The sequence below is a fragment of the Oleiagrimonas sp. genome, from assembly GCF_027858935.1.
Lineage (GTDB): Bacteria > Pseudomonadota > Gammaproteobacteria > Xanthomonadales > Rhodanobacteraceae > Oleiagrimonas.
The window spans coordinates 1-7980 of record NZ_JAQIBU010000201.1 but is presented as its reverse complement, the minus strand read 5'-3'; the positions used below and the strand labels follow the sequence as shown (position 1 = coordinate 7980).

Sequence of the window (7980 nt, the reverse complement as noted above, 5' to 3'; positions counted from 1 at the left end):
AAGGCATGAATAACCGCATCAAGGTTATCAAGCGCATGGCCTATGGCTACCGGGACTCCGCTTACTTCTTCCTAAAAATCAAGGACGCCTTTCCCGGGAAAGCGCGATGAACCTTTTTTCTTGCATGACCGGTCCGGTTCGCCAAAGACCGCATGCACGGCCGTTCGTGAGCTTGCAGACCCTTTGCAATTGGCTGACACTCGAACGGGAGGGACGACACGGCACCAGGGGAGGGGCCGACCGATCATGATCCGCGACCTGTTCGCAGAGCTGCACCACCGCCATGTGTGCCGCGTGAGCATGGCCTATGCCGTGACCCGTAGCTTGCCGCGCGTGCGGGTCGGCCTGTCGCTGGCGGGCTTGTCTTCATGACAAATTTTATGGAGCGCCTCAAGCAACGCAAGCTGGTGCAGTGGACGGCGGCCTACGTGGCCGCCGCGTGGGCGCTGTTGCAGGTGCTGGATCTGGCCGCCGACAGCTACGGCTGGCCGAAAGTGATCATGCACCTGGCCTTCGGCGCCATGGCGCTGGGCCTGGTGGTGACGGTGCTGCTGGCCTGGTATCACGGCGAGCGCGGTGAGCAGCGGGTGACCGGCGTGGAGTTGCTGCTGCTGGCAGGCGTGTTCGCCATCGGCGGTTTCCTGCTGTGGCGCGAGGCGGGCGTGAAACCGGCGCCGGCCACGCTGGCCTCGTCGTCCGCGCCTGCAAACACGACATCGATCGCCGCCGCGTCCACGGCACCCGCCATTCCGATTCCGGCCAAGTCCATCGCCGTGCTGCCCTTCGCCAACCTGTCCGGCGACAAGGCTCAGAACTACTTCTCCGACGGCATCTCCGAGGACTTGCTGAACCTGCTGGCGCGCATCCCGCAGCTGCAGGTGACCGCGCGCACGTCCTCGTTCTGGTTCCGCGGCAAGGACTACACCGTCCCGCAGATCGCGCAGAAGTTACGCGTGGCCTACATCCTGGAAGGCTCGGTGCAGAAGGCCGGCGACGAGGTCCGCATCTCGGTGCAGCTGGTCGATGCGGCCAGCGATACCCAGCGCTGGTCGCAGACCTACGACCGCCAGTTGAAAGACGTGTTCAAGATCCAGGACGAGATTGGCGCGGATGTGGTCAAGCATCTGCAAGTGAAACTTCTCGGCGAAACACCGAAGGTGGAGCAGATCGATCCGCAGGCGTATTCGTTCTACCTGCAGGCCCGTCAGGTGGCCCGGCAAGGCAACGCCAAGGCACTGGCCCGATCCGACGCGCTGTATCGCCAGGCGCTGGCTATCGATCCCCGTTATGCCGCGGTCTGGGTCGGGCTGGCGCAGAATGCCATCAACCAACCCTGGATGAGCGACAAGGCAGGCGCCACCTGGAAGGCGGGCTACGACCGTGCCCGGGGCGATGTACTCAAGGCCATGGCCGTCGATCCTGAAAACGCTCAGGCGCAATCGGTCCTGGGCTATCTGGCCATGTACAACAAGTTCGACTTTGACACCGCGGCCCGGCATTTCAAGCGGGCCCTGGCACTGGATCCGGCCAACGCGGACATCCTGCTGAACGCGGGCAAGTTTCTCTACCTGCTCAACCGGCCCGTCGATGCCATGGACGTGTTGCGCCGGGCGGAACGTCTGGATCCGGTCAATCCCGATATCTACGTGAATATCGTCCAGGTGTTGCTGCAGGAAGGGCGTTTGAAGCAATCCCTGGCGTACCTGGACAAGGTACAGGAGCTGAGTCCCGGCTACGTCAACGCGAATTCGATGAGGGCATGGGTCAACTTGTACCTGGGTCGCCCCGGGAAGGCGCTTGCGGTATCGCCGAAGGGGTCCGGGGTTCTTCCCGGTGTTTATTGCGTCCTGGGACGCAGGGCGGAAGCCGACAAGTTCCTGCAGGCATTCATCGACGACAAGGACCTCGCGGCCAAGTATCCGGCGGCGATCGCCAGCGGCTATGCCGATTGCGACGAACCGGGCCCGGCGTTCGCCTGGCTCGACAAGTCGGTGGACCAGCCGAACCGGATCATTCCATACACCATCTACGGCCTGTCCTTCAGGAAATATCACCAGGACCCGCGCTGGAAGGCGTTCCTGAAGAAGGTGGGATTCGCTCCGGAACGGCTGGCCAAGGTAGAGTTTGATGTAAAGCTGCCGAACTCTTCCCTTGAAGCCCCTGTCGGACGACCGGCGCGCTCGCAGTGACACGGCCATTGGGTCTTTGAACGATCTGTCGCTGCCTGCGTGAAGAGGCATGCTTTTCCCGCGATGTGGCGACATCCAGACAGTTTGTCTGCGGCAGACACGACGCATTATTTCCACTCTGGAAAACCATGCTGCATTGCCTTTGAAGATCTCCATATCACGCAGAGAATGCGGGTGATAGCGGTAGTCTTTGTCATTCGATACATGGTGTCTCGATGGAGACAAAACCCTATTTAAGTCGCATGCCATTTGTGCAGTTCCAGACAGGAAAATCACTCATGGGATGTGGTGAAACGCCCCTTCAATGCATTGAATGCAGGTTAGTCAGTGGAACCTGTTGATCGCTGTCAGTTTCGCGTGATTGATCTTGTAGTTTGATTATATGAATTCACCGTGTCATCGCTTCATGAATTCATCTGTAAATCGTCTCATTTGAACTTTTCTTGGATGTCTTGTCTTATTCAAGTCCTTGTAAAAAATAAACTTTAATGGCGCGCATCCAAACCAGCGTGCGCCATTTCTGGACCATGGAGTGAGGTAGGATTTACCCTACATAAGGTGTAGATAACCTCCCATTGACGACTGTGTAACGACCATGTTTTATTCGATTTGTAGTTGCAAAAAAAGCGCAGCCGAATCTAAGAAGCCGTTTATGCAGTGCACTTCGTGAAAGGGGCACGGGATCCATGTCTCAACTGTTTCGCAAGGAAGCGATGGACGCCAGAAGGGGCGAATGGCTGGGAGCCATAGAGGTGGCCACGCCCCTCCCGCGCTGGGGCCTGGCCGTACTGGCCATGGGTATCGCGACCGCCATTGTCGTTTTCATGATCGTGGGCCATTACACCCAGCGCGAGCGCGTCAGTGGTCAGCTGGTTCCCTCTGCAGGACTGTTGAACGTCACCGCGGCAACGGCAGGTATCGTCACCCGCGTGGATGTCAGGCAAGGACAAAAAGTCCATCGTGGTGATCCGCTGATCGAGATTTCTTCCGATACCGACAGCACATCCCTGGGCGATACCGGTGCCCAGGTCAGTCAACATCTGCGCGCGCAGGGCGCGTCGCTAGAGTCGGATCTCAAGACCCAACAGGCGTCGGCAGCCCAGCAACGCAGTCATCTCAGGGCGCAACTTGCACTGCTGGCTTCGCAACGTCAGCAGGTGGAAGCGCAAATGGCCTTGCAGCACGAACAGGTCAAAAGTGCCCAGGCGTTATTGCGACGCATCAAACCGCTCGAAGAAAAAGGCTATGTGTCCGCGTTCCGAATCGAGCAGCAGACCAACGCTTTTTTGCAGGCGCAAACCCAGCTGAAGACCTTGGCCAGGCAACGTTTGGAGATCGCGCAGCAATACAGTGAAGCAAAACAGAAACTGGCCCAGTTACCCTTGACGCTGAAAAGTCAGCAATCCTCGACGAAACAAAAGCTGGACAGCGTCAACCAGCAATTGGCGCAAAACGAGGCCCGCCGCGCCGTGGTGCTGCGGGCGCAACGTAGTGGCACCGTGTCCTCCCTGCTGGTGGATGCCGGCCAGAGCGTCAACGCTCGGCAACCCCTGCTCTCGTTAAGACCTCAAGGCTCAAAGCTGCAGGCACAGCTTCTGGTGCCCAGTCGCGCAGTGGGTTTCATCGATCCTGGCAGCCGCGTGGTGCTGCGTTATCAGGCCTATCCCTACCAGAAGTTTGGTCAGCACTACGGCCGTGTCGCCGATATCTCCCGCAGCGCGCTGAACTCGGCCGATGTCATTGCATTGACCGGCAATCAATCCAGGCAGCCGTTGTACCGGGTTACCGTGAATCTGGATCAGCAGGCGATTTCAGCCTATGGCAAATCGCAGCCGCTGAAGACCGGCATGGCATTGAACGCGGACATTCTCATGGACCGGCGCAGCCTGATCGAATGGGCCTTCGAGCCGATCTACGGCTTGCGACGCGGTTTGATCACGGGAGGCAAGTCGCATGGCTGACGGGTCGGTCCATAAACAACATCGTGGGGAGCCGGCCATCGAGCCGTTGAGCCGCATGCAGTTTGGCTGGCGTCGTCGGCTGCCCATGACCATGCAGACCGAGGCTGCCGAATGCGGTCTGGCCTGTCTGGTCATGTTGGCCTGTTACCACGGTCACGACATGGACCTGCCCAGTCTGCGGCGGCGATTCTCCAGTTCGCTCAAGGGCGCCAACCTGGCTCGTATCATCGAGATTGCCGGCCAATTGGGTTTCCAGACCCGCCCGCTGAGTCTGGAACTGGAGGAGCTCAAGCAGCTCAAGGTGCCCTGCCTGCTGCACTGGGATCTCAACCATTTCGTGGTACTGAAACGCGTCAACGCTCGTTCGGTGGAGGTGCACGATCCGGCCCACGGTGAGCGCAAGCTCAAGTTCAAGGAGGTCTCCGGGCATTTCACCGGCGTGGCGCTGGAGTTGCAGCCCAAGACCGATTTCCGTCCGGCCAGGGCGCGCCAGGCCATCTCCTTGCGTGCCCTCACGGGCAAGACGCGCGGACTGGCGGGGGCGCTGACCCAGATCCTTCTGCTGGCTCTGGCGCTGGAAGTGTTCACGCTGGTGGGTCCCTTTTACATGCAGTGGGTCATTGATCAGGCGCTGGTCTCGGCCAACCATGACCTGCTCACACTTCTTGGCATTGGCTTTCTGCTGGTGGCCGTCTTCAAGGTGGCCATCGGTGCCGCGCGTTCCTGGGCCGTGACCTGTCTGGGTGCCACGCTCAACGTGCAGTGGATCACCAACGTTTTTGGTCATCTTTTGCACCTGCCGCTGGACTGGTTCGAGAAGCGTCACATTGGTGACGTGGTGTCGCGGTTTTCCTCCATGCACACCATCCAGCAGACACTGACCACGCAGTTCATCGGCTCGATGCTGGACGGACTGATGTCCCTGGTCACGCTGGTCGTCATGGCCTTCTACAGCGTGTGGTTGATGCTGCTCTGTGCAGGCCTGTTCCTGCTCTACGGTCTGGTGCGCTGGCTGTTCTTCCGGCCGCTGCGCCGCGCCCAGGAAGACCAGATCATCATCGCCGCCCGCCAGCAGAGCGATCTGCTGGAAGCGATACGCGGGGTCATGCCCATCAAGCTGGCCAACCAGCAGCACCAGCGGCAGAGTCGGTACGCCAACAAGGTGGTGGACACCGTCAATCGCAACGTTGGGCTGCAGCGCCTCACGATCAGCTTCAATGCCATCAGCCAACTGATCTTCGGCATCGGTCATGTAGCCATTATCTGGACCGCAGCCCTGTTGACGCTGAAAGGTGAATTCACCGCCGGTATGTTGATTGCCTTCATCACCTATGCCAGTCAGTTCTTCACGCGTTCAGCAGGGCTCATCGACAAGTTGGTGCAATTCGGCATGCTCAAGCTGCATGGCGAGCGGCTGGCCGATATTGCACTGACCGAACCCGAGCCTGAGCCGGACTCCAGTTACCAGGGGCCGCTGCCCGATGCCAGCATCGAAGTGCGTAATGTCAGCTTTCGTTACAGCGACGATGAACCGTGGATCCTGAAGAATTGCTCCTTGCGTATCGAGTCAGGCGAATCCGTGGCTATCACCGGCCCGTCGGGTTGCGGCAAGACCACACTGGCAAAAATCATGTTGGGCTTGCTGGAGCCGGAAGAGGGGCAAGTGCTCTTCGGTGGGGTCGACATCAAGAAACTCGGCGCCAAGCAGTACCGCAGCATGGTCGGTTCAGTGATGCAGGACGATCAGCTCTTCGCCGGTTCCGTGGCCGACAACATAGCCTTCTTCGACCCGGCGGTAACCAAAGTGAAAACCCAAGCTGCCACAAAGCTTGCCGCTATTCACGATGAGATCGCCGCGATGCCAATGGGCTATCAGACGCTGGTCGGTGATATGGGCTCGTCGTTGTCCGGGGGGCAGAAGCAGCGCGTGATTTTATCGCGAGCGCTATATCGCCAGCCTAAATTTCTGGTGCTGGATGAGGCGACCAGTCATCTGGATGTGAAGCGCGAAAAAATGGTCAATGCTGCTGTGCAGCGGCTAAGACTTACGCGCCTCATCATAGCGCATCGGCCGGAGACCGTGGCTTGTGTTCAGAGCCAGCTGCTGCTGGTCAGAGGCGCAGTCCAAAGAGTTTCGTCATCGTCATTTGCTTAGCGCGGTTGACGAAAAGCCGGAGCCGGAACGGTGTAATTTCGGCCTTAAAAAAGGAGAATTGCAATGTATAATGTATCAAATCTGAATACTGAGTGTGTCGTAGGCGGAATCGCGCTCGTAAATACGACGCCGCCTGGTTTGAATGCACAACAAACCGAAGATGCTGAGCAAGCTCAGACAGAGCTTATCAGTGGTTTAGTTGATTTTTTTGGGGGAATATGGGACGGCGTTGTGCACTGATAAATATAAAATTCTTTGGTTGTTACATGTAAACAGGAGTACATATCATGTTAGAACTTTCACGGAATAATGTCGAAAACGTCTGCGGTGGTGTGGGCCCGATAGTAGATAAATCAGACGTTTTTTACAAAGTCGGTCACGCTATTGGTGAAGGTATAAAGTTCATTGGCGCAGTTGGGGGTTTATTTGCGGCTGGCGTTGCTGCAGCCGCAGGTTTAGAATCCTAAAGTAATTGACTGTAAAGAAATTTACCCCGCCGATTTAGGCGGGGATCTTTTCTCGGAGTTACCTCATAAAGTTTCGAAGCAAGATCAAAAGATTAAAGAGATCGAGTAGCTCAAACTGACATCCACAAAGGCATCGAGCCATGTTTTCTAGAAAAAAATATAGATACGCAGAGATGTATCTACTTATTCTCGGCGGTTTTTATCTGTGCTATCACGGTGGTGTATCGATATCACATGGGCTAGTCAGTACTCTAGTCGCGCCAGTTAATTCATTATATGCAGCTTATATTTTAGTAAAAAGGCTTTTATTCATGACTTTCCCTATGGTTATAGGGTTCGGGCTATTGACAATCGCCTATTCAAAAACTATTGAGTCAATTAAGGGAGATATGGAAAAATCTCATTGAAATAGCTGTTCATTAACTGGCTAATTCAATTACGAACCTTCGCGCATCACGTTCACCGGGATCCAGGGGTCTACCTGATACCGGGAGAGCGCCACTGCGCTTCGTTATTGCGCGGCCAGATGGTTATAATGTGCAGTTCTTATGTCGCGAAAAAATCCCGCTCCCGCCATGTCCCCAGAACACGCCACGTTGCGCGGTGCGCTGGCGCACGTGTGCACGTGTGCACGCGTGATTTTGTAATGACCCAGTGAAAAGCTGCACAGGCGATACTACGCGAAGGAACACCTGTGAGCATGGTGATGGAAGAAGCGATCAAACGTTGGACATCGCGGCTAAAGTCGGCATTGGTTCTGGAAATTATCCAGGGGAAGGTGAAAGTGGCTGAGACCAGTCGTCAGTTCGATCTGCAGCCCTCCGAGATCGAGGGGTGGGTAGATGACGGCAAGCGGGGCGTGGAAAAGCGCTGCGGCCAAGCAGGAAGACGTACGTGAGCCATACGAGCTCCAGCTGAAGGATCTGCAGGCAGCCTACGGAGAGGCGATGCTGGAACTGCCCGCGCGTAAAAAATTGGAGTCCCTGTTGGGCAAGGACGAGACCTGATGGTCACGATCCAGCAGGGACTGCGGGAAGATGGACTGACGGTCTCGATGGTCAAGCTGTGTCGCTGGTTCGGTGTGCCCAAGCGCACGATGTACTACCGGTCCAGGAAGGCCCCGCCCAAGGTGCAGGAGGCTTTGGTCGGACCGATCAAGGACTTGATCGAGGACGTGCCGTCGTTTGGCTACCGCACGGTGGCTGGGT

Annotated in this window: 6 protein-coding genes and 2 pseudogenes; all 8 read left to right on the top strand. The window is 57.1% G+C overall.

Features of this window, described 5'->3' with window-relative positions:
* Positions 1-110: transposase (locus tag PF446_RS07425; RefSeq protein ID WP_298070708.1), on the top strand; the 110-nt coding region annotated here is incomplete at its 5' end.
* Positions 111-246: 136 nt separating this feature from the next.
* Entirely contained in the window at positions 247-372 is a 126-nt protein-coding gene (locus tag PF446_RS07420; protein WP_298070706.1) for a hypothetical protein, read from the top strand.
* Positions 369-2189 carry a tetratricopeptide repeat protein gene (locus tag PF446_RS07415; RefSeq protein WP_298070704.1) on the top strand — a complete coding sequence of 607 codons (1821 nt, stop codon included), beginning with the start codon at positions 369-371 and terminating at the stop codon, positions 2187-2189. The genes PF446_RS07420 and PF446_RS07415 overlap by 4 nt, the downstream gene beginning before the upstream one ends.
* 890 nt (positions 2190-3079) lie before the next feature.
* Positions 3080-4150 carry an HlyD family efflux transporter periplasmic adaptor subunit gene (locus PF446_RS07410; protein ID WP_298070703.1) on the top strand — a complete coding sequence of 357 codons (1071 nt, stop codon included), beginning with the start codon at positions 3080-3082 and terminating at the stop codon, positions 4148-4150.
* Positions 4143-6305: a peptidase domain-containing ABC transporter gene (locus PF446_RS07405; protein WP_298070702.1), complete on the top strand. Its 2163-nt coding sequence runs from the start codon at positions 4143-4145 to the stop codon at positions 6303-6305. The genes PF446_RS07410 and PF446_RS07405 overlap by 8 nt, the downstream gene beginning before the upstream one ends.
* Before the next feature lie 287 nt (positions 6306-6592).
* Positions 6593-6772: a hypothetical protein gene (locus PF446_RS07400; protein WP_298070700.1), complete on the top strand. Its 180-nt coding sequence runs from the start codon at positions 6593-6595 to the stop codon at positions 6770-6772.
* 694 nt (positions 6773-7466) lie between these two features.
* Positions 7467-7779, top strand: a pseudogene (locus tag PF446_RS14400) (DUF1153 domain-containing protein).
* Positions 7779-7980: pseudogene (locus PF446_RS07390) on the top strand (IS3 family transposase); the annotation flags it as partial. The pseudogenes PF446_RS14400 and PF446_RS07390, both read left to right, overlap by 1 nt.